Here is a 24,808-nt window from a genome sequence, read left to right on the forward strand (position 1 = left end):
AGTTTGAATCTTTTTGCGCTCCTCCCAACTTTACCCACCCCACCAAAAACAGGCTGGGAGAGGGTAAAACTCGGGGAAGTTTTATCCTTAGAATATGGTAGGGCTTTGCCAGAATCTCAAAGAGTTCAAGGAAAATATCCTGTAATGGGTTCAAATGGGATTGTGGGTTATCATAATGAATATATTGTGGAATCTCCTTGTATTATCGTGGGGAGAAAAGGTTCAGCGGGAAAAATAAATTATATTGAAAAAAATTGTTATCCTATTGATACAACTTTTTATGTAAAAACAAAAACTCAATACAATATGAAATTGCTTTATCTTGTGCTTCAAGATTTAAACTTGGAAAATAAGCAAATAGGAATAGGTGTTCCGGGTATAAATCGCAATAATATTTATGCTTCGCAAATCCCCCTCCCCCCTCTAGAATCTCAAGAAAAAATCGTTGCTGTGATTGAAAATATAGAATCCAAAATCACAAGCCTAGATTCTAAACTTAAAGCACTAGAGAACCAAAAAAGCACAATCCTTAAGAGGCATTTACAAGCACAATGATAAGAAATTTTTAAGTTTTTTCTTGCTTAAATTGCTTGCAAAAGGGCAAAAATGCAAAAAGAGCAAGAATGAATGAGCAAAAATATTTAATCCTCCTTAAAAAACAAGATAAAACAAGGCAAATCCAAAGCTTTTAGCCCAGCATTAGAAAAATCAAGGTAAAAAAGAGGGCTTTTTAGAATATGTTTTCATAGGCAAAACAACGAATCTAAAAATTAATGCTTTTTCCCCACCTAGAAAAAGCTTTTATAGATTCTGCTTTGTCTTTTTTAGTTTTCCCTCTTGTGTGTTTTTTAAGTAGCTTTTTGAGGGTCTATGCAATTAAGAAGCTGTGCTACCATATGTGCAAGTGTGGGCAAAAATTGCATTTATAAAAGGGGGAGAACAATCAAATTTCTATTTAGATTTTAAAAGATTCTATCTACATTTGCGATGATAAGAAAAGTTTTAGAATCTAAAAATTTAAAAAGTGAAAGCCCTAGCTTATGCTAGGAGCTTTAAGGATTTAGATAGAACCTTTTTCTAAGGCTTCTTTAGCGTATTTTTCACCAAGTTCAAAAGCTTTTTTGTTTAATTCCACAACTTTTGCAGGAACTTTGCTAATCATTGTATTAAATACCAAATCTCTATCTACGCATTTTGTAAGTGTAACTGTTACAGCAAGAGCAACAACAGATTGTGTTACTACATTTCCAACTTCGTTTTTAGCAATGCTAATAATTGGAATCGGGTAGATTTTAAAACGTTTTTTATCCTCATCACTTGGTGTTACAAGGTTTGGTTCAACTACGATAATTGCACCCTGTTTTAGTCCATCTTTAAACTGATTGTAACTAACTTGTGCAGTGGAGAGCATATACTCTACCTCACCCTCATTTGCATAGGGATATAAAATTTCTTGCTCATCTAGCAAAATATCCACTTTTGTTGGACCACCACGTACTTGAGAAGTATAAGTTGCTGCTTTTACGCCATAACCACCTGTTCTAATTTGTGCCTCTGCTAAGATTTCTCCAGCCAATAAAACACCCTGACCTCCTACACCTGTAAAGCGGAGTTGCCTTCTCATTTTGCACCTCCTTTTTTAGCTTGTGCTTTTTCTTGCACTTGTCTGTAAGCCTTACAATATTCTATTTTTTCTGTGTCGTGATGCAAAATTCCAGTTGGATACTTACCAACTTTTTCTTCATTGCTTAGCTCATCAAATTTTTTCTTAGAAATAATTTTGCTATCAATCCATTTTAATGTGTCAATTGCCTCGCCCATTTTGTTTTTTCTACCTAAATTTACATGGCAATTACTAAAAATATCAAAAAATGCAAAGCCCTCATGCGCAAAACCTTCTACTAAAACCTTTTCAAGTTTTTTAGGATCAAGCACAGATTCACGCGCTACAAAGCTTGACCCAGCAGCAATTGCTAAATCACAAGGGTCAAACACGGGATCCACATTGCCATATTGTGCAGTTACCGTCCACATTCCCTGTGGCGTTGTTGGAGAAGTTTGGGAGTTTGTAAGACCATAGATGAAGTTATTAATTAAAACATAATTAATATCAATATTTCTCCTACAAGCATGAATTGTGTGATTTCCACCGATTGCTAAACCATCTCCATCACCACCTACAACAATCACTTTTTTTGTAGGATTTGCAAGTTTAATTCCTGTTGCGTATGCTAGTGTTCTTCCATGTGTTGTATGCACGGTATTACAATTCACATAAGAGCTAACACGTCCGGAACATCCGATTCCGCTCACTAAACAGACATCATCCATGTTCCAACCAAGCTTATCAATTGCCCGCACAATCGCCTTTAAGATAACACCATCACCACAACCCCAACACCAAAGTGTTGGCATTTTATCCACTCTTAAATATTCATCGTAATTAAATGCCATCTTATAACTCCTTAATTTTATTAATAATTTCTATTGGAGATAGTGGGCGTCCATTTGCTTTTGCTAAAAGAGCCACATCTTTTTTCATACTATGCTCAACCTCTTTAACATATTGCCCCTTATTTAGCTCGGCAACTAGAATTTTATCAAAACGTTTACCAAGTGCTACTAATTCCTCTTTAGGAGATGGCCAAAGTGTGATTGGTCTAAATAGCCCTACTTTTTTGCCCTCTTCTCTTAATCTATCCACTGCTTCTTTTGCACTTCTTGAAGCTGAACCATAAGCAATTAGTAGAGTGTCTGCGTCTTCAAGCTTATATTCTTCATAGGTGACGATTTCATCTTTTTTACTTAGAATCTTATTAAACAAGCGGTCAATTAACTTTTGAGAAAGCACTGCATCTTCTGTTGGAAAACCTGTTGGTCCATGGTGTAGTCCTGTGATATGATAACGATATCCTTTAAAGAAAGGATTTAGCACAGCAGGCGCATCATCTGCTACATCATAAGGCTTATAAGAGTTCTTATCTCCTGTATATTCTTGACGACTTACAATTGTTTTTTGCACTTCACTAAGGTCTGGAACAATTGCCTTTCCATGCATATGCCCTAAGGTTTCATCAAGTAGTAAAAAAACAGGTGTCATAAATTTCTCTGCTAAATTAAATGCACGCACTGTTTCTGTGTATGCCTCCTCTAAACTTCCCGGACATAGTGCAATAGACTGATAATCCCCATGTGTTGGATTTGCAGCTTGAGCAATATCACCTTGTGCAACACGTGTTGGAAGACCAGTTGATGGACCGCCACGCATAACATTCACAATCACTAGAGGAACTTCTGCCATAAAACTAAGCCCAATTTGCTCTGCTTTTAAGGAGATTCCCGGTCCTGAAGTCGCTGTCATTGACTTTACACCACTCATTGAAGCACCAAGTGCCACAGAGATTCCAGCAATTTCATCTTCCATTTGTATAAACGAACCATTCTCTCGTGGCAACATTACACTCATTTCATGCGCTACTTCGCTAGAGGGAGTAATAGGATACCCGCCAAAGAACTTACAGCCAACATCAATCGCAGCATGTGCGACTAACTCATTTCCGCTTGAAATTAATTCTCTACTCACTAGTTACTCCTTATACAGCCATATAGCCATTAGCTTTAATTGCTTCTGCTCTTTGCTTTGCTTCATCGGTTATTTTTGCAAATTTAAATTCCTTTCTATCTGCAACCGAAATCGCAAAATCCGGACAATGCAACTCACAATCTTGACATCCGATACAACTTTCTGGATGGATAATCTCTACCATTTTTCCTAATACTCTATTCTCGTCAAGGCGCATTGCTAATGTTCCTGATGGACACACAGATACACACAAATCACAAGCTTTACAACGATCTTCATTTACCCAAACAGGTGTATTATCTGGGGCTTTTAATAATCCCATTTTAAACTCCTTAAATTTCCTAATTTAAATCTATTTCACCTAAAATTACCTACAACCATTAAAGTTTTTCTTAATACTACGCCTCCTTGAAATAGATTTAAAAATATTCTTTTTTTAATGTATCAATCAAGTTTTTTACAGACTGAATTGACTTATCAAATTGCGCTCTTTCTTCTGTGTTAAGCTTTAGCTCAACAATACGCTCTATGCCATGGATTCCAAGCTCTACTGGAACTCCACCCACAACATCATTATATCCATACTCACCTTGCAATAAAACAGAACAAGGCAAAATCTTATGGCTATCACTCATAATTGCAACCACCATCTCCGCTGTTGCTCTAGCTGGAGCAAAATATGCAGAACCTTTTTTTAAGCAATTAACAATTTCTGCTCCTGCGTTTCTTGTGCGCTCTATTACCTCATCAATCTCTTTTTTGCTAAGCAATTCGGCTAAAGGCACACCATTTACCATACAAAACCTTGCAAGAGGCACCATATCATCACCATGCCCACCCATAACTGGGGACATGATTTGACCGGGCGCACATTGTAATTTCTCATAAATGAAACTTGCCATTCTCGCGCTATCTAAAACTCCTGCCATTCCTAAAATTTGCTTTGGATTAAATCCTGTCTCTTTTAAAGCAGTATAAACCATTGCATCAAGTGGATTTGTTACAAGAACAACAATTGCTTCTGGAGAATTTTCTTTAATACCTTTTGCAATTTCGCTAACGACTTTTGCATTTGCTAACAATAAATCACTGCGACTCATTCCAGGAAGTCTTGGAGAACCTGCGGCAATAACTATCACATCACAGCCACTTAAATCTTTAGGTGATGCAATCACACCAAGTTTGGTAAATTTTGGACCTACACAAGAGGCTTGAAACATATCAAGAAGCATCCCTCTTGCTCTGTCTTTATCTTTGTCTTGCAAAACAATTTCATAGGAGGTTGTAGCAGATAGGATATAAGCTAAAGTTGAACCCACATTGCCTGCACCAATAATTCCAACTCTCTTAACTCTCTCCATAAAGCCTTTCCTTGCATTCTAAGATCTCACACAACACAAAAAAGCAAAGTTTTATTTAACTTTTTGCACTAAACTCTTTTGAAGTATTGTTAAGTATTTCTTCTTAAATTAATCTTATTTTTAATGCTTTTAGCGATTCTTTTTACTATTTTGAAAAGTTATTGAGATGCTCTTTATAAGTTTTGCTAAAGGAATGCACACCATTTTTGTTGCGCACAAAGTAAAGATAATCTACATTTGCAGGGAATATTGCTGCTTGAATTGCCTTAAATCCGACACTTCCAACAGGAGATTCCGGGATTCCATCATTGCGATAAGTGTTGTAACTAGTTGTATCATTTTGTATCATTTGAGGTGTTATTTTTGTATGCGAATATTTTCCATAATTTAACGAGCCATCCATTTGTAAGCGCATTTTCTTTTCTAAGCGATTCCGAATTACTGCGGAAATAATGGGCATTTCCTCTTCGTTTGCAGATTCCTTTTGGATAATTGAAGCAATAATCACATATCTAAACCACTGCTTTTCATCATATTCTCCTAAAAACTTAATTGCCCATTTTTTATGCTCATTTAGAGAAGTATTAACCAAATAATACATTAAATGCGAAGCACTAATCCCCTTTGGAACTTTGTAAGTGTTTGCTAAAATCACTCCATCTGGCATCGGTGCATATTTAGCATAAGCTAATTGCAAGGCATATTCATCTAAATCAAGCTTTGCGCTAATTTCTTTAATGAAAAAATATAGCGTTTCCCCCGGAATTAGCATAATATCTTCTAATACTGCCTTTGCAGTTGTGAGCTTATAGAGAAAATCTCCCTTGCTTAAGGTGCTTTGTCCAATATCCAACCAGCCACTTTGTGGATAACCAAAAAACCGCACCAAATACTTATCCCCATTAGTCAAGTCAAAATTATTCGCCTGTAAATATGTTATAATGGCATTAGTTCCACCTTTTGGCACATAAACAACACGACTGGATTGCATTGAAGTTTGCAAATAAAAACATAGAATGATTAAAAGAATAAAAATACCATCTATTAAAACACTAAAGCTTATTTTGTTTTTTACATTTTTTATAGGCTTATTTATCACGCTTTATACCTTTCTACACACAGGAATTAGACTAGAACGCTTTAGTCTAGTTGGCTCACAAATTGAGGGATTTTACCTAAGATTAGATAAAAAACTCATTTTAGAAATCCAATCTTTGCATTTAAAGCAGTTTGATAGCAACCCTAATAAGAATCTCTCCATCTCTACACAAATTACTATCGCAAAAAATGTGCATTTTATCCTGCAATACTTCCAAAAAATTGCTATAAAAAACATCTATATTAAAGACTATCAAGCAAATTTATTTTATGATGGAGATAATTTCACGCTCAACTTACCAGAACTTTATGTAAAACTTAATCTTGTAGAAAACACTTCTAAAGTGCTTATCCAAATTCACGATTTTTATCTAAAGTCTTATGGAATCTATTATCGCGGGGAAGGTGTGTATGACCTAAAGCGGCAAGAAGTGACAATGAATGGAAACTTAAATATTCTAGATAAAGAGAGTTATCACTCTTATGCACATTTAGATTTAAATATTTTTAGCGACTTAAAAACGTTAAATATTAAAGGTTCTAGTAATGTTTTTAATGATATTAAATTCTTGCACGCACTGCTTCCTAACATTAAAAACAAGCTTGTCAATGCGTGGATTTTTGATAATTACAGCATAGAGAGCGCACAAATTAACGATTTTTCTATCACAATTCCACTTGATAGCAAACATATTGTAGAAGATTCCATTAACTCTTTATATGTTCTTGCCACAGCCAAAAATGTTGAAGTGATTTTTCATCCTAATCTTCCAGCTGCTTATGCAAAATCTGTGAAACTTCTTTTTCAAAACAATACACTAACGTTTTATCCAAATGCTCCAACTTACAAGCAATACTTAGCTAATAACACAACAATTGCTCTAAAAGATATAATAAGCAAAACTCCAAGTCTAGAAATAACTCTAAATACCACTGCACCTTTAGATTCTAACATTCACGAAGTCCTAACAGCCTATAACATCTCGTTACCCTTAAATGCGCCAGAAACAAATGTTACAGCAAACCTTTTTATTCATTTGGATTTATTAAGCCACGAGCTTGAAACTAAAGGAATCTTTAAAGCCCAAAATTCCAAAATCTTATTTAATGGCATTCCAGTGGAATTTGGGGATTTAAAGATTGCGCTTGATAACCACATTATCAAGGTGGAATCCAAAAATATTACTTATCAAAATATTTTACAAGGAAACTCTAATTTTATTATTGATACAAAAAATAAAAATATAAGTGGGGATATACTTATCCATTCTTTAATGCTAGTTGAGCCTGATATATTGCAAGCTTCTAATCATTCTTTGCCCTTTAGCATAGACTTTAAGGAGGAAAACGCTATCACTCTAACCTTACCGACTTTTACATTGAATGCGAAGTTAAATGCTCCTTATACGTTTTATATAGGAAACCTAAGCCACTTCATTCCTTTTTCTAAAATCCTACAAGATTATAAAGTTGTCAATGGAACATTAGAGTTAAACACGCAGGATTTTTTAGAATACCGAGCAAAAATTTCTGTAAATAGCACACAAAATATCTTAATAAACAAGAGCGACAACACACCACTCTCCACACTTAATCTAGACTTGCTTTATAATCAAAATAACTTAATACTAAATAGTGATGTTTTTAACTTTACAAGCGGTGGAGAGACGCAAAAAATAAGCTTTAAAGACATTAACCTTAATCTAGATAGTGAGAATCTCCCAAACACAAATCCTAAAAATATTGAGATTCCAACAATGATTGAAGGTAGGAATACAAATCTCATTTTTAAAGACCGCACAATTTTAAGTGATTCTTTCACTTTTAATCTCCATAACGAAACAATTCAAGGAACTCTTAAGCATAAAAATGGTAGGGCTGATATTTATAAACGTGGTGTTTTTATCACTCTTGATGCAAGAGAGTTTGGCGACACATTCCTAAATGCTATCACACGCGAACACACTTTTAATAAAGGACGCTTTTTTATTAATGCAAACACTAATGATAAAGGCGTCATCATCGGTGAAATGAAATTACTTAACACCTCTATTAATAAACTTAATGTATTGCAGAATCTAATGGCTTTTATTGATACGATTCCATCTTTATTGAGTCTTAAACTTCCTAGTTTTAATCAAGAGGGATATTATTTAAAGGAGGGAAGCATTCATTTTGGTCTAAATGACCAATTCCTAGCCATTGATGCTCTAAATTTCAAAGGTTCTTCTATTGATATTAAAGGACAAGGAATTATCCAGCTAGAATCTAAAAATATTGATTTTAATGCAGAATTCATCACAGCAAAAACTTTAAGCGGAATTATCAATAAAATTCCACTTGTTAATTACATTGTTTTAGGCAAAGATGGCACAATCTCCACAAATTTTAAAATTAATGGAACAATTGATGATCCAAAAATTCATACCCAAACAGCCCAAGACATTCTACTCTCTCCTTTTAATATCCTAAGACGTGCGATTACTTCGCCTTTTGAAGTTTTTAACTAAGGAATCTCAAATGGATAAACCTACCAAAAAAAATATAAAAACTAAAGCACCAAAGAAAGCTACTAAGGCGGAAATAAAAGCTATTAAGGCACTCTTTTTAGAGCATTTCAAAGGAGCAAGAACAGAGCTTGTTTTTTCTAATGATTTTGAACTTTTAATTGCGGTCATGCTCTCTGCGCAATGCACAGACAAACGTGTTAATCTTATCACTCCAAAACTCTTTGCAAGATTCCCCACACCAGAAGCACTAAGCAACGCTGATTTAGATTCCATTAAAGAGTGTATTAAGACTTGTAGTTTTTTTAATAACAAAGCAAAGAATCTAAAAGCTATGGCTAAGGAGATTTGCGAGAAATACAATGGAGAGATTCCACTAGAGCGTGAAATTTTAAAGACATTACCTGGAGTTGGACAAAAAACAGCAAATGTTGTATTAATAGAATCCAAAGAGGCAAATTTTATTGCTGTGGATACACATGTTTTTAGAGTGTCCCACCGCTTAGGTTTAAGCTCTGCTACCACACCTCTTGCCACAGAAGTAGAGCTTACAAAAATATTTAAAGATAATCTCGCTACACTTCATCAAGCAATGGTGCTTTTTGGACGTTATACTTGCAAAGCAGTCAATCCGCAATGTCAAGAATGCTTTTTAAAACATCTGTGTAAAAGCAAAACGACTTACCGCTGTAATTAATTACGAATTAATCCCATAAATTCTTCTCTTGTGCGATGATCGCTCTTAAAGAGTCCGCGAATCGCACTTGTTAGCATTTGACTATTTTGTTTCTCTACACCACGCATTACCATGCACATATGTTTTGCCTCTGCTACAACCATCACACCCTTAGGCTGTAAGACTTCCATTAATGTATCGGCTATTTGTGCAGTCATTTTCTCTTGAATCTGCAATCGCCTAGAATACACTTCCACAAGACGTGCTAATTTTGAGATTCCAACCACTTTAGAATCTGGAATATAACCAATAGAAATCCTACCAAAGAAAGGCAGCATATGGTGCTCGCATACAGAATAAAACTCAATATCTCTTAACACCACCATCTCATCGCAAGCACCCTCTGTGAAAACCGTGCCTAAAATCTCCTTAGGATTACTTTTGTATCCACTATAAAGATGCTCCCAACTTTTCACCACGCGCTTTGGTGTATCTAATAGCCCCTCACGATTGCGGTCTTCACCAATGTGGTCAAAAATAGAACGAATAAGCTCTTCAGCACTATCCTTTGTTTCTTTTTTCATTTTTACAATTCCTTATTAATTAAGTAGTGCTTTAATACGATTTTCAATACTAGGATGTGTGCTAAACATCTCCCCAGCTGAAAAAATATATAGCGCCTGTCTTGTAGGATTCCTATCACTTTGCGAAAAATCTGATTGTGCATAATTCCCGCTAATTTTTTGTAAAGCTTGAATCATAGGCGCACTATCTCCCATTAAATACGCAGCCCCAGAATCTGCCATATATTCTCTTGAGCGACTTAAAAACATTTGCAATACAAGCGTCAAAAGAGGCAAAATAAATTGCAAAACAATTAGAATTGTTCGTGCAGTATTTGCGCCCTTCTCTCTTGAGTTCCCCAAAAACATATATACGCCATAATTTACAACCAAAAGCATAATATTACTTAACACTCCAACCATTAAAGTTAATCTAATATCGCCATGTCGGATATGGCTTAACTCATGTGCTATCACTGCTTTTTGTTCAGCATAGCTTAGATTCCGCACCAAAGTTGTAGTAACTGCAATAAGTGAGTTATCTGCATTCCAACCACTCGCGAATGCGTTCATATAAGGCGCATCCATCAAATAGAGTTTTGGACAAAAGGGCAAATTTGCAGTCTCTACTAGCTCACTAAGCATTTTTGTGAGATTCTTCTCTTGCATATTTATTTCAGAACCTGCAATAATCTCCTTATACTCACTCCCGCTAAGCAAAATCCGCTTAAAATTACTAATAGTAAAAAGCACCACAGCAAAGGCAATGCCAAGCATTATAATAGCAACTAGCGGAAACTCTTGCAAATTTAATAATGCATAAAACCCTCCTAGAAGAGTATTCGCATTAATTCTAACAATATCTACAAGCAAACCAATTAAAACAAAAATTATTACATACAATGCAATAACACAATTTGTCTTAAACTGGTTTTCTCTTATAATCTTATCAAACATTCTTATTCTACCCCTTCCATAATCTCTCTGTGTGCTAACTCACGTAATAAATTAGTTGCATACGCACCCTTTGGCAAAAAAAACCTAAGCTCTCCTTGAGCTTCTTCTTCTTTGTAGAAAAATTCTAAATCCTGTGGAAAAATCCAAGCATAACGACGTTGTCCCACACTTTGGATTCTACAATCCAAAAATTGTTCCTCAAAAAACTTCGCACAATTTTGACTAAACATTGTCTTTTTTCCACTTAGTAAGCCCGTTGGCGCAATATCTTTTTGCAAAAAGCGTAAAGATTCCCTCTCTAAATCCTCTAATACAAAATGCTTCCCAAAAGGATAGTGGCATAGCATATCCCCCTCTAATAATTTAAAAGGATGCTTCTGGGCTTTTAAAACATTACAATAAGCACACTCTTTTAAAAAAGTAGGAATCGTATTTGTCTTTAAATATAGTTCAATTGCTTTTGGAATCTCTTGTTTCCTATGTGTAGTAATAATATGTGAAATATCAATGCGCAAAGATAACCACTTATTAAATAAATAACTCTGATAGGAACTTATTAAAAAATTCCGCATTTTCTTATCACGCACATAACGTTTTTTCTCTACAATTTCTTTGCCTTGCAGATAGTTTTTACAATCCATTCCAAAACGCTGGTAGCTAAAATAATTTGGAATCCCAAATTGTTTAATGGATTCTATAACCTGCACTGCCTTTTGTGCATTTAAAGAATTTAGTTTTTTTATGCGAATGAAAAACCTATTACCTTTTAAATGTCCAATTTTGATTTTATTATTATGTAGTGTGGATTCTAAAATCTTAATATCAACATGAATGAAACTCTCTAGCTTTTCCCTAATAGAAAGCGGCAAACTAATATGCTGAATTGTGAGAGCATTTTTATCCTTTAATCCAGCATAGCCAATATCTTTTTCTTTAATTCCAAGATGATTGGATAAGATTTTTAATAGCTCAAAGGTTGTGAGATTTCTCTTACGAATTTTTAAAACAAGATGAATCCCTTCTCTGCTAAAGGGATAGAGTGGCACTTCTTCAACGACAAAATCACGCGGACTTTGCCTAAAATAAAATTCTATTGGGGAATGCGTGTAAGCAAAGGAAAGATTCATTGCATTGGATAAATTTTAGTGGCAACCACATCCACCGCCACCACAACATCCACCGCCATGGCTATGCTCTTGATAGTGCAATCCGCAATTTAATTCTTTCTCTGTTGCTTCGCGCGTTGCTAAGATTGTTACAGAGAAATTTAACGTTTTGCCAGCTAGCGGATGATTATAATCGACAATCACTATATCATCATTAAAGTCCTTTACTATCACTTGCACTGTTTCGCCATTTTCTCCTTGACCAAAAAGTGTCATTCCTTGCTGTAAGTCAATCCCCACAAATTGATCACGAGGAACTTCTTGCACATAATTGGACTCATACTCGCCATAAGCGTTAATTGGGGCAATAATTACTTCTTTTTTATCACCTACTTGCATTTCGGCAACTGCTTCTTCTAGCCCTTTGATGATCTCACCAGCACCCATAATAAATTCAAGCGGTTTTCCGCCAACATTGGAATCCAAAACATCATCTGTCCCCTCTTCCTTTACAGAATATTCAATACTTACAACTTGATTTTTATCAATCATTACTTTCTCCTAGTTTTATTATTTAATGAGTTTTTTTGCTTCTTTTGCCTCATTAGATTTTGGATATAATGCAATTAATGTCTCTAGGAAGCGCTTTGCATTATCTTCCTCTTTAAGCGCAGAAAAAGATTTCGCACTATGTAGCATTAAACGTGGCATATATTCTGCCTTATCATAACGCGTTGCACTAGTTTTATAGTAGTAAATTGCATCTTCATAACGTTTTTGTTCAAATGAAATTTCACCTAACAAATAATTTCCACGCGCTGGCTTATAACTACCTTTTACTGCAAATCTCAAATACTCATCCGCTTTTTCATAATTTTTATTTTTATAAAATTGCTCACCATCTTTAAATACACTTGCTAATGACTTTTTCTTTAAATCTACTACTTTTGGCGTTTCTTTTTTTGTAGAATTATTTTTAGATTCTACTCTTTCAGACTCTGTATTTTTTTCTGAAATTTCTGTGATTTTTTCAGCTTTAATAACTTCTTTAGATTCAACTTTTTCAATACTTTTATTATTTACACTTTTAGAATTTGTTTTAGAATCTACGTTTATTTTTTGCTTTATAAACTTTTGTGTATTTTCATTTTTTTCATTAAGAGACAAATCCTCAGTGCCTTTCACATTTGACATTGTGCTGTCATTTGGTGTTTTTGATATTGGAGTTTCTAAATTTGCCGTTTTGATTTGTGCCGTATTCTCCGCACTAGCAATTAACGCATCAACCGCTAAACTCTCTGGTGATTCTTGTGAAATATTTGACGTTGCATTTGCACTCTCTGTTTCTTTTATTGCAGTCTCACTATTTGCAATCTGCATCACCTGTGTGGATTCTAATACTGCAATTTTTTCTTTTAAGATATTAATCTCGCTCTGCATTTGCGCATTTGTCTTTTTAATGAGTGCTCCAAGCGCAGAAATACTTTGCTTTATCTTTTCAATATTTTCATTTTGCAAGACAAAATTAGAATCGGTATGTTTTCTAACTTCTGCAATTGTCGCATTATTCTCACCTCTTAAGAGGTCAATTTTACTTGCAACATCTTGCACCTTTTGAATCTGTCCTTCAAAAACACTTTTTAAACCTTCTTGCGATTCTTCAATATTCTTTACTTGAGCAGAAAGATTAAAAAGTTTTTCGTTAAGAATTTGCAACTCAGTCTTCTGCGGGGTAATACCACCCGCATTAAATGCAGATGGCTCTTGCGCAAAAACTAGACTTGCTACAATCAAACTTGAGGCAAACAACTTTTGCAATATGAATTTCCCGGTGCTGTTTTATGGCAACATCTTAAATGTTACTTTTCTATTTTCAGCCCAGCATTCTTTTGTTTTTGTTGTGCAAGTCGGCTTACTCTCGCCATAGCTCACTAGAACAGTTCTCTCCTCTGCTACACCTTTAGCAACAAGTGCGCTCTTTACAGCAACAGCTCTTTTTAAACCTAAAGCATAATTGTACTCATCTGTTCCCCACTCATCAGTGTTACCTTCAATTCTTACCGTTAATGGTCCCATTGCCGGAGATGTTAAAATGCTAGCATCACTATCAACTACACTCTGCATATCAGTACGCACAACGAACTTATCAAAATCAAAAAATACATTTTGCAAACGACCCTCAACATATCCAATTCTCTCTTCAATTGTTGCAAAATTGTCTTGACCACTTACATAACCCTTGCCCTGATTTGCATTTGCGTTTGCGCTAGAATCTACGCTACTTTTTTGACTACAACCAGTTACCAACAACACAGCTGCTAATGAACCTAAAACTAGAAACTTTTTCATTGCTTCTCCCTAAATTTTTTTAAAAAACGCAATATTATAGCAGAAAAAATTTATTTTTTTGCAAAAACTTTCTATTTTACCAGTCCATTGACTGAATCACACCACCTTGTAATGGAAAAAGTAGTGTCTTATTGTAATTTAGGCGAATAATTCCAAGCGCACTTTGGTTTGCTTCATGTTTAACATACATAATGGTTTCCCCATCTTTAGAAAAGCGTGGCAATTGATTGACACCATTTGAACTCAAGCGACGGATAAAATCACTTTTTGTAGAAACGAGATAAAGATTAAAGGTATTGCGACTAAACTCATCACTGCTCTCACGACTAGAATACACAATGTAATTACCATGTGCATTTGCTGCGTTATTATTACGTCCATGAAATACCATTTGCTCAACTTTGCCAGAAACTTCGCCACTAGTTGGAATCGCAAATACATTAGGATAACCTAAGCGATCAGAAATAAACATCACACGTTCTTCATCGTCAATAAAATTTCCGCTAACATCAATTCCATTATATTTTGTCAGACGTTTTAACGCACCATTTACCACATCATACATAAAAACATCGGGTTGCTCATTTGGCGCCATTGTTACCAAAATTTTATTACCATCACCGCTTACATCTGAAGCTATAAGCATTCCATTGCTATCAAACATTTTTTTATCCTGCCCTGTCATTAAATCAAATCTAAAAAGCGTAGGCTTATCTAAGTATTTTGTATAATAAAATGCGCTCTGTGCAGCATTTGCCCACTTTGGAAAAATATTTAAACCACCACTCACTACTTCCTTTTTATAAGTGAGTGTATAATCACTCATTATAATATCACTTTCTCCGGGTTTTGTATAATAAGCAAGAATTACCATACGCTCCATCCAATCAACACTTGGGGCTTTGATGTAAGCGTTAATATCAATTGCCATTTTATGCGCTAAAAAAGGATAAGTTTCTTGCTGGGTATTTTTATACTCTTTACTTAGAGCAACTAAGCCAGAATTTGCATCATATAGTTGAAGTCTTGCTGTGATACCACTGCTACTTTTTTCTGCTTTAATGTGCGCAACCAAATCAATTTTATTTTTACGGTATTCATCAAAATTCACAAGCATTTCACTAGGAACTACTTCCTTTGCTTCTTGAACTATAAAATGCCCTGTAACCTTTAAATCTGCAACAAGCATTTTGAAAATTCTTTGACTAAGATCGCGTTCAGAATAACTACTTCCTGTATTTTGAACTAAAATATTAGGGAGATTTCCAAACTTTTTCACAACTTCTAAAGTAGCATCAACTTGATTTGCATAAGCAAACCCCAAAGCATACAACAACACAAAAACAATTTTTTTCATTTTTACACCTCAGTTTTGAAAGTTACCATAATTCTAGTGCTATCTCCACCTTCATAACGTGGAAATTCTTGAGTGCGCATTATATCTAAAAAGCTATTCAAAGCCTCATCAAATTTCAAATCCCCTGATTTTTTGACAATCGTATAAGAAAATTTTCCTTGTGCATCAATAATAACTGCAACCTCTGCAAAATGCTCTATGGCTGTGCGCATTGGATTCCAATTTTGCGCCAAAATCTCATGCACTTTTGCATAAAATGTATCATATTCACCTTTTGGTGTAGCAAAACTTAGTGTTTTTTGTGTGTCTAAATTTGTCATGATTTTTTGCAGCTCATCATTTAAACTCTCACTTTGCGCACTTTCTTTTGCCTTTTTATTTTTAGCAATTTTATCGTTTTGACTAGGCGGTTTTGTAGATTTTACTGGAATTTTAGATTCCACTTGTTTAAAAAGATCATTTATCCCAACTCCAACATTTGGAGTTACAGATGCACTTTCTTTTTTTATTGAGACATCTTTAATCTTTTTTTCTGCTCTTTTTTGTGTAACTTTAATTTCCTTTTGGGATTTAAATTCTTCAATCAAATCAATACTAAAAGTCGTTTCTTTGTAAGCAGTATAGGCTCTTGGTGGCTCACTAGCTGTGTTTAAACGCCAAAACAAAAGGACAATAATAAGAGTATAACAACTAATAGAAATACTACCACTTGTCAAGAATAAAACAATTCTAGCCATCAGTAACGAGTGAAACCCTTGAAAATCCGCTCTGCTTTGCAATTTTTAAGACATAAATTACATCATCATATTTTAGATTCTTATCTGCGCGGATATACACTTGCGTGTTTTTGTCATAGGCATTTGCAAAAACCACAAAAGCATCTGGAAAACTCTCAAAATTCAAAATTTCGTCTTTTAAGTAAATATTGCGCTTTATATCTAAACGGATTTCAATTTTGGAATCCTCTTGCATTTTTGCACTTTTTGAACCTTGTGGTAGAGCAATCTCCTCTTGATAAACAATTACAGGAGCTGTTACCATTAAAATAGCCAACAACACAAGCATAATATCCACTAAAGGCGTAATATTTAACTCTGGAGTTTCGTCCCAATTATAATGTGTTCTCAAAGATTTCTCCAAATTTTAAGCAGTAGTCTTTGGGGATATCAAAACATTAATTTGTAATTGCAAATAGGTGTTAAGTTCAAAGACTTTACGCTTTAAAAATAAATTAAAAGAATACGCAGGAATTGCCGTTAAGATTCCAGCAGCAGTAGCAACAAGGGCTTTTGAAATAATGGGAGCAATGACATCTAAAGTCGCCCTTGAATTTTCCCCGAGTTTTGAAAATGCCTCCAAAATTTCAACAACAGTGCCAAATAGCCCAATAAAAGGAGCGGTTGAAGCAACGATAGCTAAAAATGTTAAGCCAATTGTTGCATCTTTAATTGCTTTATCCAAAGCATATTGCAACATCGACTCTGTTAGTCTTTTGTCAATCCCTATTAGGTTAGAACCTAACAAAGAATTTTTAGGTAGCGTATTGCGACCACCTAGCAATGTTTCTAGGCATTTTTTTTCACCAGATAAAGCCATAGTGATTGAAAAATAGCGATACATAAAAATCCAAAGTACCAAAATAAAGTATAAAGAAAGCCAAGACAGAACAACTACGGTAGTAACTCCGTAGTTATCTAGCAATGAAAAGAGGCTCACAATGCGCTCTTGGCAGCATTTTCAATGCGTGAAACCACCATTGAAACAGCAACATTATTATCTGTAGATTCTTCAAGCAGTTGTTTAGCGTCTGCAATAGCTCGAGCAATTTCACTCTCACTATCCCCATTAATATCCACTGCACCCTCAGCTAGGACATCTACACTCATTTCATCTACTTTTACATGTCCCCAATTGATTGCAACAAGTTCTTTTTTCCCATCAATTTTTTCAATCTCAATTACACCTGCATTTAATGTTGTTATAACTCCAACATGCCCCGGCAAAACACCAAATTCACCCTCGCTTCCAGGAAGAGTAACACTTTTTACAGAGTTAGAAAAAATTTTACCCTCTGGAGTTACAATATCTAATTTCAAGGTCTCCATCAAAGCTCCTTATGCATTAGCTTTCATTTTCTCCGCTTTTTCAAGAACCTCATTGATATTACCCACCATATAGAAAGCATTCTCTGGAATTTGGTCATACTTGCCTTCTAAAATTCCTTTAAAGCCCTCTAAAGTCTCTTGTAGCGTTACATACTTACCTGGACTTCCTGTAAAAACTTCTGCAACAAAGAATGGTTGCGAAAGGAATTTTTCAATTTTTCTTGCCCTTTCTACAACTTTTTTATCCTCTTCTGAAAGCTCATCCATACCTAAAATCGCAATAATATCTTGTAAGTCCTTATATTTTTGAAGCACTTGTTGTACGCTCGTAGCAACTTTATAATGCTCCTCACCAACGACTTGAGGATCTAAGATTCTTGAGGTGGAATCCAATGGATCAACAGCTGGATAAATCCCTTTTTCTGCAATCTTTCTATTTAATACTGTTGTTGCATCAAGATGCGCAAAAACAGAGGCTGGTGCTGGGTCTGTCAAGTCATCTGCTGGAACATAAACTGCTTGAACAGATGTAATAGAACCTTTTTTAGTAGATGTAATTCTTTCTTGAAGTTTTCCCATTTCGCTTGCTAGTGTTGGCTGGTAACCTACAGCGGATGGAATCCTTCCAAGAAGTGCTGACATCTCCGCTCCAGATTGCGCATATCTAAAAATATTATCAATAAACATTAATACATCTAAGCCTTTTTCATCGCGAAAATACTCTGCCATTGTAAGACCTGTAAATGCAATTCTATTCCTTGCGCCCGGTGGCTCATTCATTTGTCCATAGCACAGAGCAACTTTATCCAAAACTCCTGACTCTTTCATTTCATGGTAAAGGTCATTTCCTTCACGCGTTCTCTCGCCAACGCCAGCAAATACAGAGTAACCACTATGCTTAAACGCAACATTATGAATAAGTTCCATAATAACAACTGTTTTACCAACACCAGCCCCACCAAACAGACCAACTTTACCACCTTTAGAATAAGGTGCAAGTAAATCTACGACTTTGATTCCTGTTTCAAACATTTCTGTTTTAGTACTCTGATTTTCAAAAGTTGGTGCACTTCTGTGAATCGACCATTTCTCTGGATTGTTAAGTGCCTCACCACCATCAATTACATCACCAGTAACATTGAAAATTCTACCTAAAACTTGCTCACCAACTGGAACAGTAATAGGATTTCCTCTAGCATTTACTTCTTCGCCTCTTGTAAGACCTTCTGTCATATCCATAGCAATTGCACGCACACGATTATCACCAATATGCGCTGCAACTTCTAAAACCAATTTCCGATTTTGCCCATCAATTTCAAAATCAATATCTAACGCTTCATTAATTGCTGGCAGATATGATTCAAAATCAACATCAACCACAGGACCCATTACTTGAATGATTCTTCCTACCATATTTTCTGACATTTACTATACTCCTTATTTCATTGACTCAACGCCAGTATTAATCTCTACTAACTCTGTTGTAATAGCCTCTTGACGCGCTTTATTATAGGCAACAGTCAAATTTTTTGCTAACTCACCAGCATTGCTTGTTGCCGCATCCATTGCCTGCATTCTAGCACTATGCTCTGCCGCTAAAGAATCCACAAGTGCATAATACATACTAAACTCAACATATTTCTTGGCAAGCTCATCTAAAATTTCACTCTCTTGCTCACTTGGTTCCACTTCCAACACAGAAGAACACTCTTTTGAAAGCGTAGCATTCTCAATTGGCAAAAGCTGAGAAACTTTCATTTCTTGGGCAATCATATTTTTAAACCCATTATGCACCAAAATTACCTTAGAAGTCACACCACTTAGATAATCTGCGACTGCCTTATTAATAAACTCTGCAGCATTTGCATATTGAGGTGTAGCACTTAAACCGACAGCACTATCAAGCACTTCAATTTCATTAAATTTATAATACTCAATAGCTTTCTTGCCAATTACGCGTAAGCGTACCTTTAAACTCTTTTCTTTTTGTTCAGCAATTATGCGATTAACTTCTTTGATTGTATTAATATTAAAGCCACCACAAAGCCCTTTATCTGCTGTCACTAAAACGATATCAACAAGTTTGGAATCCTTATTTCCCGCATTAAAATAAGGATTTTCTTGCACATCCTCTCCACTTGCAACTTTGGCTTTAATCTCTTCTAAAACTTCCACAATCTTCCCTGCGTACATTCGAGATCGTCTAGCCATTTCTTCGGCTTTTTTAAGTTTAGAAGTTGATACAAGTTTCATCGCACGCGTTGTTTTTTGCGTGTTCAAAACACTTGAAATCTGCTTTCTAATGTCCTTTAGGTTGTTTCCCATAACAACTCCCTACTTCTATACAGCAAAACTAGATTTAAATTCTTCTAATGCTTTGCAAAGTGTTTCTTCAATATCTTTATCTAACATTTTCTTAGAACGGATATCCTCAAAAATTTGCGGATATTTTGCCTCTAAGAATGGATACAGATCTGCCTCAAACTTTGTAATGTTAGCAACTGCCACATCATCCATATACCCTCTAGCCCCAGCAAAGATAATTACAACTTGACGCTCTATTGGTAGTGGAGAATACGGAGGTTGCTTAAGCACTTCTACCATTCTTTGTCCTCTATCCAATTGTTTTCTACTAGATTCATCCAAATCCGATGCAAATTGTGCAAATGCTTGGAGTTCTCTATATTGAGCAAGGTCAAGTCTTAGTGTTCCGGAAACTTGTTTTGTTGCTTTAATTTGTGCAGCACCCCCAACACGAGAAACAGACAAGCCGACATTAATGGCTGGACGGATTCCAGAATTAAACAAGTCAGTTTCTAGAAAAATTTGTCCGTCTGTAATAGAAATAACATTCGTTGGAATATATGCCGCAACATCTCCTGCTTGCGTTTCAATGATTGGCAATGCAGTCAAGGATCCTGCTCCTAATTCATCACTAACCTTAGCAGCTCTCTCTAACAATCTTGAATGTAGATAGAATACATCTCCTGGGAATGCTTCACGACCTGGAGGACGTCTTAAAATCAAAGACATCTCACGATAGGCGACAGCATGCTTACTTAAATCATCATAAACAATTAATGCATGTCTGCCATTATCTCTAAAATACTCACCCATTGTAACACCTGCATATGGAGCAAGATATTGCATTGCTGCAGAATCTGAAGCGGGCGCATTAACAATAATTGTATATTCCATTGCACCGTGCTCTTCAAGTTTTCTCACAACTTGTGCGACTGTAGATTCCTTTTGTCCAATTGCAACATAAATACAAACAACATCTTGCCCTTTTTGATTAATGATTGTATCAATTGCTACAGTTGTTTTTCCTGTTTGTCTATCACCAATAATTAACTCTCTTTGTCCTCTACCAATTGGAACAAGCGCATCAATTGCTTTCAATCCTGTTTGAAGTGGTTCATGGACAGATTTTCTAGCCATAATTCCAGGAGCTTTCTCTTCCATAAAACGATATTCTTTAACCTCCACTGCACCTTTTCCATCTATTGGCTCACCAAGTGCATTTACAACACGCCCCATCATACCATCGCCAACTGGCACACGCAAAAGTTTTCCTAAGCGCTTAACGGAAGCTCCCTCTTTGATTTCTTTTCCAGCACCCAAGACAACAACGCCAACACTACCTTCTTCTAAGCTTGACGCAAGACCTTTATCTCCTGTGTCAAACTCAACCATCTCATAACTCATTGCGTTTTTAAGCCCATAAACTTTTGCAACTCCATCAGCATACGCAACAACTTTCCCTGTCTGTGCGATGTCTAAATCAAGTTCAAAATTATCAATTCTCTCTTTAATGATAGAACTAATTTCGTCTGCTTGTAATTTTACTACCACTGCTACTCCTTATATAAAATTAAAATGCTTTTAGAATATGATTTCTTAAATCACTAATAAATTTCTCTTGTGAAAAAGAAACTTCCACACCTAAATCTTCTACAACCAGTTTAATCCCAGAATTTGCAACAACTTGTTGTTCTAACACAAGATTTACACCGAGTTTTTTGCTAAATTTGCTCTCAATCTCTTTTAGCACAGAATCCTCATAACCATCATTTACGATAAGTTGCGCAATGTATTCTTTATTTAAAGTTGCTAAATACGAAGATAATTCTCCATGAAGTTCTCCAAACAAACCTAGTCGTTTATGCTCCGCTAACACCTTGACAAAATTCACAAATTTTGTATTTGCAGAATTATCCAAAATATTTTTCAATATAAAATCCACTTTTTGTGCTGTAGCAACATAGGGAGATTCTATAATCTCTTTAAATTTTGAAATTGTGTTTGCCTCTGCTAGTTTTCCAAGTAAAGGAGCAATCTCTCCTAGTTCTTTTTGCGATACTGAAGCAACCAACGCTTTAATATAACGCTTTGCAATCAAATCTTTCATTTACGCCACCTTTTTCAATAAAGATTGCACCAAAACATCTTTACTCAACACAACAGAATCTCTATTTAAAAACTCTGACAAAATCTCATCTACAATTAATTTTTCTGCTTTTCTTTGCTCAAATGCAATGTGGTCATTGTATTGGCGCACAAGATTTTCAAGCTCCATTTTCGTTGCTTCTTCAACCTTTTGTGCAATAATCGCAGATTCCTTATGCGCAGTCTCTACAATATCACGCGCAGTTTGCTTTGCTTCTTCTAACTGGCTTTGTGCTTTTTCTTTTGCTAATTGAGAATCATGCAATTTCTTTTGTATCTTTAATAAAGAGTTTGCAATATCATCCCTACGTGCCTTAAAAGTATTTTTAATTGCATCTGCTCCAAAGTAATACACAAGTCCAAAGAAAATTACAAAATTAATTGTTCTCTCAACAATGTCATAGTCAGCATTCTCTCCACCAGCTGCAAAAAGCACGGCCGGGGCAAATAATAACGATAAAAGACACAACTTTTTACTACCCATCTACACCTCCTTTTTAAAGTTTTCCAAGCTTAGCTTGCAAGCTTTCTTTAAAAAGTGGAACTTCAGAGCGCAAAGACGCTTTAAGTTTTTCTTTTTCATCCTCCAAGCTTGCCATAAATGCGCTGTATTTTTGTGTTAATTCATTCTTTTTATCAGAAATTCTCACTTCCGCAATTTGTTTTGCATTATCTTGGGCTTTACTTTTAATCAAAGCCGCTTCTTCCCTAGCTTTTTGTAAAATATTATCTGCTTCTTTTTTTAACACCTCAATATCCGCAGCATTACCTTCAATTCCTTTGCTATCTTTCTTAATGGAAGCATCACGCATATCCATAAAGCCTAGCAATGGCTTATACAGGATACGATCTAGTAAATATACCAGAATAAGAAAAATAACAAAAACTAAAGCCATTACCCAAGGAGTTGGGATAATAGTCATTTGCACTCCTTTCTTTGTTTATTTCTAAAATAGTTTTTATTCTACCACGACTTTTTCTAAGTTTTTCTTAAAAACTTTATATTGGTAAAATTTTATTAAACTTTTTAACCTCCTCGTCGTTACCAAATTCTACAATCAAGCGATTTTTTTGAATAAATGCTACAATTCCACTATTTTTTAACTTTGCGCAAATAGCATTTAAAGCCACAATGGAATCTTTATTTAGAGTTTTTCGTGTGAGGTTTTGAGGAGAATCTTGTAAAAAGTTTGTAATCGCATTTACATTTTTTGCATCTTTAAAGTTTTTTACTATTTTTTCCGTCGCATGCACGCTTAACTTTTGCCCAACAATAGAATTTGCGATAAGATTTTGCTTCTCTTTTGGTAGTGCAACTAAAGTTTTTGCATGTCCTTGAGATATCTTATTTTTTAATACTAATTCTTGCACTTCCTCACTTAAATCCAATAAACGCAATGTATTAGTGATCTGTGCGCGCGACTTTGAAAGTCGCTTTGCCACTTCTTCATGTGTGATTCCATAATCCTCAATCAATTCCTTATAAGAATGCGCTAAATCAATAGGATTTAAATCCTCTCTCTGGATATTTTCAATGAGCGCTAATTCCCGCAATTTACCCACTTGAATATCTACAATAATTGCCTTAATACTCTCTTGTTTTGCAAGCTTACTTGCGCGCAAACGGCGTTCACCTGCGATTAGATAATAAGAATCTGCATCTTTGCTATCCTCATATACCAAAATCGGTTGCAATAATCCATGCTCTTCAATAGAAGTAGCAAGCTCTTGAAGTGAGGTTACATCAAAAACCTTGCGCGGTTGTAAAGGATTTGGCTTAATCTTTTCAATATCAAGTTCTACAACTAAGCCCGAGTTGTCCTGTAAGTCATTCTGATATGCCTCTTCTACTTCACTTAAAATCGCACCAAGTCCACGTCCTAATCCCTTCTTTGCCATTAAGCTCTCTTTAAAATCGCGCGCGCAAGATTCTGATACGCCATATTGCCTTGAGAGCGCACATCATACAAAATCACTGGCTTCCCAAAACTCGGAGATTCTGCTAGTTTGATGTTACGCGGAATTGCAATAGTAGTTTTAGAAGTTACTTCCTTGATGAGCTGTCCATCAAAATGTTGCACCAAGTCCGCATATACCTGTCTTGAGAGATTATTTTGCACACTATACATTGTTGGCAGCAAACCCTTAATCTCTAAATCCGGATTAATCTCTTTGCGCAAAATCTTAATCGTGTTTAAAAGTTGGGCTAGACCTTCAAGAGCAAAAAATTCACACTGGATTGGGATAATCACAGAATTTGAGGCAGAGAGTGCATTAATCGTAAGTGGTCCAAGAGCAGGTGGAGAGTCAATAATTACATAATCATATAAATCGAGGATATCTTCAATTTTCTTTTTCAAAATCAACTCACGCCCATTACGCTTGTGGTTATAAAACTCTTTCTCAATTCCAACTAAACCAATATTAGAGGGTGCTAAATGTAAAGTTGGGATTGCAGTTTTTTGAATGATTTGCGAAAGCTTTTTTGTCCCAATTAACACATGATAGATATTGAATTCTATACTATTACGATGGAATCCTAAACTTGTTGTCGCATTTGCTTGCGGATCGGCATCAATTAGCAAAACGCGCTTTTCTTCCACAGCAAGTGAAGCGGCAAGATTTACCGCCGTTGTTGTTTTTCCTACGCCCCCTTTTTGATTTGCAATACAAATGACTTCACACATCCCTCAAACT

Annotated in this window: 28 protein-coding genes; 3 read left to right on the top strand and 25 right to left on the bottom strand. The window is 35.4% G+C overall.

Annotated features, from left to right (window positions below):
- Positions 1 to 3 precede the first annotated feature (3 nt).
- On the top strand, positions 4 to 555 hold the full coding sequence (locus K4G57_RS00965; RefSeq protein ID WP_221531306.1) for a restriction endonuclease subunit S: 552 nt from the start codon (positions 4 to 6) through the stop codon (positions 553 to 555).
- Positions 556 to 1,060: 505 nt separating this feature from the next.
- Here the strand turns inward: K4G57_RS00965 and K4G57_RS00970 are convergent.
- The 6 genes from K4G57_RS00970 to mltG all read right to left on the bottom strand — a co-directional run bounded on the left by K4G57_RS00970 (position 1,061) and on the right by mltG (position 6,043).
- Positions 1,061 to 1,624, bottom strand: a complete 564-nt coding sequence (locus K4G57_RS00970) for a 2-oxoglutarate:acceptor oxidoreductase subunit OorC (RefSeq protein WP_221531307.1) — start codon at positions 1,622 to 1,624, stop codon at positions 1,061 to 1,063.
- Positions 1,621 to 2,454: a 2-oxoglutarate ferredoxin oxidoreductase subunit beta gene (locus K4G57_RS00975; RefSeq protein WP_221531308.1), complete on the bottom strand. Its 834-nt coding sequence runs from the start codon at positions 2,452 to 2,454 to the stop codon at positions 1,621 to 1,623. The genes K4G57_RS00970 and K4G57_RS00975 overlap by 4 nt, the downstream gene beginning before the upstream one ends.
- A 1-nt stretch (position 2,455) precedes the next feature.
- Positions 2,456 to 3,583 carry a 2-oxoglutarate synthase subunit alpha gene (locus K4G57_RS00980; RefSeq protein WP_221531309.1) on the bottom strand — a complete coding sequence of 376 codons (1,128 nt, stop codon included), beginning with the start codon at positions 3,581 to 3,583 and terminating at the stop codon, positions 2,456 to 2,458.
- Between the two features lie 10 nt (positions 3,584 to 3,593).
- Positions 3,594 to 3,905 carry a 4Fe-4S dicluster domain-containing protein gene (locus K4G57_RS00985; RefSeq protein ID WP_221531310.1) on the bottom strand — a complete coding sequence of 104 codons (312 nt, stop codon included), beginning with the start codon at positions 3,903 to 3,905 and terminating at the stop codon, positions 3,594 to 3,596.
- Positions 3,906 to 4,002: 97 nt separating this feature from the next.
- Complete coding sequence (locus K4G57_RS00990) at positions 4,003 to 4,944, bottom strand: malate dehydrogenase (RefSeq protein WP_221531311.1); 942 nt, start codon at positions 4,942 to 4,944, stop codon at positions 4,003 to 4,005.
- A 145-nt stretch (positions 4,945 to 5,089) separates the two neighbouring features.
- Complete coding sequence (mltG, locus tag K4G57_RS00995; protein WP_221531312.1) at positions 5,090 to 6,043, bottom strand: endolytic transglycosylase MltG; 954 nt, start codon at positions 6,041 to 6,043, stop codon at positions 5,090 to 5,092.
- On the opposite strand from mltG, the gene K4G57_RS01000 reads away from it, so the two are divergent.
- Positions 6,009 to 8,552: a YhdP family protein gene (locus tag K4G57_RS01000; protein ID WP_236033136.1), complete on the top strand. Its 2,544-nt coding sequence runs from the start codon at positions 6,009 to 6,011 to the stop codon at positions 8,550 to 8,552. The genes mltG and K4G57_RS01000 overlap by 35 nt on opposite strands.
- A gap of 10 nt (positions 8,553 to 8,562) precedes the next feature.
- Complete coding sequence (gene nth / locus K4G57_RS01005) at positions 8,563 to 9,246, top strand: endonuclease III (RefSeq protein ID WP_221531314.1); 684 nt, start codon at positions 8,563 to 8,565, stop codon at positions 9,244 to 9,246.
- Here nth and folE read toward each other — a convergent pair.
- The 19 genes from folE to K4G57_RS01100 form a co-directional block, all read right to left on the bottom strand.
- Positions 9,243 to 9,809, bottom strand: coding sequence for a GTP cyclohydrolase I FolE (gene folE / locus K4G57_RS01010; RefSeq protein WP_221531315.1), 567 nt, complete (start codon positions 9,807 to 9,809; stop codon positions 9,243 to 9,245). The two genes, nth and folE, sit on opposite strands and share 4 nt — an antisense overlap.
- 15 nt (positions 9,810 to 9,824) lie before the next feature.
- Positions 9,825 to 10,745, bottom strand: coding sequence for a zinc metalloprotease HtpX (gene htpX / locus K4G57_RS01015; RefSeq protein ID WP_221531316.1), 921 nt, complete (start codon positions 10,743 to 10,745; stop codon positions 9,825 to 9,827).
- Positions 10,746 to 10,747: 2 nt separating this feature from the next.
- Positions 10,748 to 11,872, bottom strand: a complete 1,125-nt coding sequence (gene truD / locus K4G57_RS01020) for a tRNA pseudouridine(13) synthase TruD (RefSeq protein ID WP_221531317.1) — start codon at positions 11,870 to 11,872, stop codon at positions 10,748 to 10,750.
- Between the two features lie 15 nt (positions 11,873 to 11,887).
- Positions 11,888 to 12,403, bottom strand: coding sequence for an FKBP-type peptidyl-prolyl cis-trans isomerase (locus K4G57_RS01025; RefSeq protein ID WP_221531318.1), 516 nt, complete (start codon positions 12,401 to 12,403; stop codon positions 11,888 to 11,890).
- An 18-nt stretch (positions 12,404 to 12,421) separates the two neighbouring features.
- Entirely contained in the window at positions 12,422 to 13,669 is a 1,248-nt protein-coding gene (locus K4G57_RS01030; RefSeq protein ID WP_221531319.1) for a tetratricopeptide repeat protein, read from the bottom strand.
- Positions 13,670 to 13,690: 21 nt separating this feature from the next.
- Positions 13,691 to 14,200 carry an OmpA family protein gene (locus tag K4G57_RS01035; protein ID WP_221531320.1) on the bottom strand — a complete coding sequence of 170 codons (510 nt, stop codon included), beginning with the start codon at positions 14,198 to 14,200 and terminating at the stop codon, positions 13,691 to 13,693.
- Between the two features lie 76 nt (positions 14,201 to 14,276).
- The gene (tolB, locus tag K4G57_RS01040) at positions 14,277 to 15,557 is read right to left on the bottom strand and encodes a Tol-Pal system protein TolB (protein WP_221531321.1); all 1,281 of its coding nucleotides are present in this window, start codon (positions 15,555 to 15,557) and stop codon (positions 14,277 to 14,279) included.
- 2 nt (positions 15,558 to 15,559) lie between these two features.
- Positions 15,560 to 16,294 carry a TonB C-terminal domain-containing protein gene (locus K4G57_RS01045; RefSeq protein ID WP_221531322.1) on the bottom strand — a complete coding sequence of 245 codons (735 nt, stop codon included), beginning with the start codon at positions 16,292 to 16,294 and terminating at the stop codon, positions 15,560 to 15,562.
- The gene (locus K4G57_RS01050) at positions 16,287 to 16,685 is read right to left on the bottom strand and encodes an ExbD/TolR family protein (RefSeq protein WP_221531323.1); all 399 of its coding nucleotides are present in this window, start codon (positions 16,683 to 16,685) and stop codon (positions 16,287 to 16,289) included. The genes K4G57_RS01045 and K4G57_RS01050 overlap by 8 nt, the downstream gene beginning before the upstream one ends.
- A 15-nt stretch (positions 16,686 to 16,700) precedes the next feature.
- Positions 16,701 to 17,273, bottom strand: coding sequence for a MotA/TolQ/ExbB proton channel family protein (locus K4G57_RS01055; protein ID WP_221531324.1), 573 nt, complete (start codon positions 17,271 to 17,273; stop codon positions 16,701 to 16,703).
- Positions 17,270 to 17,662: an ATP synthase F1 subunit epsilon gene (gene atpC / locus K4G57_RS01060; protein ID WP_221531325.1), complete on the bottom strand. Its 393-nt coding sequence runs from the start codon at positions 17,660 to 17,662 to the stop codon at positions 17,270 to 17,272. Before atpC ends, K4G57_RS01055 begins: the two co-directional genes overlap by 4 nt.
- A 9-nt stretch (positions 17,663 to 17,671) precedes the next feature.
- Positions 17,672 to 19,075 carry a F0F1 ATP synthase subunit beta gene (gene atpD / locus K4G57_RS01065; protein ID WP_221531440.1) on the bottom strand — a complete coding sequence of 468 codons (1,404 nt, stop codon included), beginning with the start codon at positions 19,073 to 19,075 and terminating at the stop codon, positions 17,672 to 17,674.
- A gap of 24 nt (positions 19,076 to 19,099) precedes the next feature.
- Complete coding sequence (gene atpG / locus K4G57_RS01070; RefSeq protein WP_221531326.1) at positions 19,100 to 19,987, bottom strand: ATP synthase F1 subunit gamma; 888 nt, start codon at positions 19,985 to 19,987, stop codon at positions 19,100 to 19,102.
- A gap of 15 nt (positions 19,988 to 20,002) precedes the next feature.
- The gene (gene atpA / locus K4G57_RS01075; protein ID WP_221531327.1) at positions 20,003 to 21,517 is read right to left on the bottom strand and encodes a F0F1 ATP synthase subunit alpha; all 1,515 of its coding nucleotides are present in this window, start codon (positions 21,515 to 21,517) and stop codon (positions 20,003 to 20,005) included.
- 19 nt (positions 21,518 to 21,536) lie between these two features.
- Positions 21,537 to 22,073, bottom strand: a complete 537-nt coding sequence (locus K4G57_RS01080) for a F0F1 ATP synthase subunit delta (RefSeq protein ID WP_221531328.1) — start codon at positions 22,071 to 22,073, stop codon at positions 21,537 to 21,539.
- Positions 22,074 to 22,595 (bottom strand): F0F1 ATP synthase subunit B, encoded by a 522-nt coding sequence (locus K4G57_RS01085; RefSeq protein WP_221531329.1) that lies wholly within the window; start codon positions 22,593 to 22,595, stop codon positions 22,074 to 22,076.
- 13 nt (positions 22,596 to 22,608) lie between these two features.
- The gene (locus K4G57_RS01090; protein ID WP_221531330.1) at positions 22,609 to 23,034 is read right to left on the bottom strand and encodes a F0F1 ATP synthase subunit B family protein; all 426 of its coding nucleotides are present in this window, start codon (positions 23,032 to 23,034) and stop codon (positions 22,609 to 22,611) included.
- A gap of 76 nt (positions 23,035 to 23,110) precedes the next feature.
- Complete coding sequence (locus K4G57_RS01095; protein WP_221531331.1) at positions 23,111 to 24,010, bottom strand: ParB/RepB/Spo0J family partition protein; 900 nt, start codon at positions 24,008 to 24,010, stop codon at positions 23,111 to 23,113.
- A complete protein-coding gene (locus tag K4G57_RS01100) occupies positions 24,010 to 24,798 on the bottom strand; it encodes a ParA family protein (RefSeq protein WP_221531332.1) in 789 nt (262 codons plus the stop codon). Before K4G57_RS01100 ends, K4G57_RS01095 begins: the two co-directional genes overlap by 1 nt.
- Positions 24,799 to 24,808: the final 10 nt, after the last annotated feature.

Origin of the sequence: Helicobacter turcicus (assembly GCF_019711685.1) — a bacterium.
Taxonomy (GTDB): domain Bacteria; phylum Campylobacterota; class Campylobacteria; order Campylobacterales; family Helicobacteraceae; genus Helicobacter_D; species Helicobacter_D turcicus.

What these genes read in the sequence shown, in the direction of transcription:
- K4G57_RS00970 (WP_221531307.1), bottom strand. Translation starts at nt 1,624, where the DNA reads ATGAGAAGGCAACTCCGCTTTACAGGTGTAGGAGGTCAGGGTGTTTTA.
- K4G57_RS00975 (WP_221531308.1), bottom strand. Translation starts at nt 2,454, where the DNA reads ATGGCATTTAATTACGATGAATATTTAAGAGTGGATAAAATGCCAACA.
- K4G57_RS00985 (WP_221531310.1), bottom strand. Translation starts at nt 3,905, where the DNA reads ATGGGATTATTAAAAGCCCCAGATAATACACCTGTTTGGGTAAATGAA.
- K4G57_RS00990 (WP_221531311.1), bottom strand. Translation starts at nt 4,944, where the DNA reads ATGGAGAGAGTTAAGAGAGTTGGAATTATTGGTGCAGGCAATGTGGGT.
- nth (WP_221531314.1), top strand. Translation starts at nt 8,563, where the DNA reads ATGGATAAACCTACCAAAAAAAATATAAAAACTAAAGCACCAAAGAAA.
- folE (WP_221531315.1), bottom strand. Translation starts at nt 9,809, where the DNA reads ATGAAAAAAGAAACAAAGGATAGTGCTGAAGAGCTTATTCGTTCTATT.
- htpX (WP_221531316.1), bottom strand. Translation starts at nt 10,745, where the DNA reads ATGTTTGATAAGATTATAAGAGAAAACCAGTTTAAGACAAATTGTGTT.
- truD (WP_221531317.1), bottom strand. Translation starts at nt 11,872, where the DNA reads ATGAATCTTTCCTTTGCTTACACGCATTCCCCAATAGAATTTTATTTT.
- K4G57_RS01025 (WP_221531318.1), bottom strand. Translation starts at nt 12,403, where the DNA reads ATGATTGATAAAAATCAAGTTGTAAGTATTGAATATTCTGTAAAGGAA.
- K4G57_RS01035 (WP_221531320.1), bottom strand. Translation starts at nt 14,200, where the DNA reads ATGAAAAAGTTTCTAGTTTTAGGTTCATTAGCAGCTGTGTTGTTGGTA.
- tolB (WP_221531321.1), bottom strand. Translation starts at nt 15,557, where the DNA reads ATGAAAAAAATTGTTTTTGTGTTGTTGTATGCTTTGGGGTTTGCTTAT.
- K4G57_RS01045 (WP_221531322.1), bottom strand. Translation starts at nt 16,294, where the DNA reads ATGGCTAGAATTGTTTTATTCTTGACAAGTGGTAGTATTTCTATTAGT.
- atpC (WP_221531325.1), bottom strand. Translation starts at nt 17,662, where the DNA reads ATGGAGACCTTGAAATTAGATATTGTAACTCCAGAGGGTAAAATTTTT.
- atpD (WP_221531440.1), bottom strand. Translation starts at nt 19,075, where the DNA reads ATGGTAGGAAGAATCATTCAAGTAATGGGTCCTGTGGTTGATGTTGAT.
- atpG (WP_221531326.1), bottom strand. Translation starts at nt 19,987, where the DNA reads ATGGGAAACAACCTAAAGGACATTAGAAAGCAGATTTCAAGTGTTTTG.
- K4G57_RS01080 (WP_221531328.1), bottom strand. Translation starts at nt 22,073, where the DNA reads ATGAAAGATTTGATTGCAAAGCGTTATATTAAAGCGTTGGTTGCTTCA.
- K4G57_RS01085 (WP_221531329.1), bottom strand. Translation starts at nt 22,595, where the DNA reads ATGGGTAGTAAAAAGTTGTGTCTTTTATCGTTATTATTTGCCCCGGCC.
- K4G57_RS01090 (WP_221531330.1), bottom strand. Translation starts at nt 23,034, where the DNA reads ATGACTATTATCCCAACTCCTTGGGTAATGGCTTTAGTTTTTGTTATT.
- K4G57_RS01095 (WP_221531331.1), bottom strand. Translation starts at nt 24,010, where the DNA reads ATGGCAAAGAAGGGATTAGGACGTGGACTTGGTGCGATTTTAAGTGAA.
- K4G57_RS01100 (WP_221531332.1), bottom strand. Translation starts at nt 24,798, where the DNA reads ATGTGTGAAGTCATTTGTATTGCAAATCAAAAAGGGGGCGTAGGAAAA.